1 protein-coding gene is annotated in these 1,007 nt (G+C 68.0%); it reads right to left on the bottom strand.

Features of this window, described 5'->3' with window-relative positions:
- The coding region (locus F3J10_RS35680) for a hypothetical protein (RefSeq protein WP_205200604.1) at positions 1–889 on the bottom strand (889 nt) is incomplete at its 3' end.
- Between the last annotated feature and the right edge of the window lie 118 nt (positions 890–1,007).

The following is a 1,007-nucleotide window of genomic DNA, read 5'->3' as shown; positions in this document are numbered from 1 at the left end:
CCACCATGGCCGCGTCGGTGGCGGCGGCACCCAGCGCGTTGCCGAACTCCTTGAAGGCGCCCTTGATGTCGCCATGCACCAGCTTGTCGACCCCGCCCACGGTATCGGTCACCGGCTCGACCACCTTGCCCATGATCCCGCCCACCGTGTTCTCGACCTTGTCGAACAGCTTCGCGCCGCGCGTCGAGCCGCGATAGAGCGTGTCGGCGCCGAACGTGTCGGTGAACTTCTGCTCTTCCTGCGCATTGACCTTGCCCTTGCCGTAGTTGCCGACCTGGCTGCCGAGCATCTGCGCGTCCTGGTCGCTGAAGCTGTTCGGCACCTGGCCGGCCTGCTCCTCGCCCTTCAACTGCACCATGTCGTCGACCATCGCGTTGCCGTCGCCCTTCTGCGCATCCTGCTGGAATTTGGCGGCGAGTTCGGGATCGGCTTCCTGCATGTGCTGGATGGCCGTCTGCGAGGCCTGCTGGGTGACCGCCTGGCCGGCCTGGATGATGTTCTCGGGGCCGGCCTTGGCGGTCTTGTCCTTGGCGCCCTTGATGATCGCGCCCAGCGGCGTGAAGCTCTCCAGCCCCTTGACGATGGCGTGCTCGACGCGCGTCTGGCCCTTGCCGATGTAGTTGCCGCCGAGCGCCTGCTCGGCCTGGTTGCGCACGTCCTTGTTGATCTTGCCGCCGCCGTTCTGGTTCGCCAGGCCCTGCGCGCCCTGCACCTCCTTGATCGCCTGGTCCTTGCTGATCGCGCCTTCCTTGTAGGCCTGCAGCTCGTCCTTGACGAGTTCGTTGCCGTTGCCGCTCTGGGCGTCCTTCATGGTCTTCGCGTAGAGCGTCGGGTCCTTCTGCTGGGTCTGCGCCATCGCGCTTTCGAGCTCGGAGTTGGTGTTGTCCACGCTGCTGTTGCCGGTGCTGCCGGTGCCGCCCGAGCTGGCGGCGCTGCCCGAGCCGCCGGGACTGCCCGAGCCGCCGGCGGCGCCGGCAAGCGGCGCTCCCGAGGCAGCCGGCGCGGCG

Origin of the sequence: Burkholderia sp. Cy-637 (genome assembly GCF_011753175.1) — a bacterium.
In the GTDB taxonomy this organism is placed as follows: domain Bacteria; phylum Pseudomonadota; class Gammaproteobacteria; order Burkholderiales; family Burkholderiaceae; genus Burkholderia; species Burkholderia gladioli.
The sequence above is the reverse complement of the archived record's forward strand: the minus strand, read 5'-3'. Positions and strand labels throughout refer to the sequence as shown.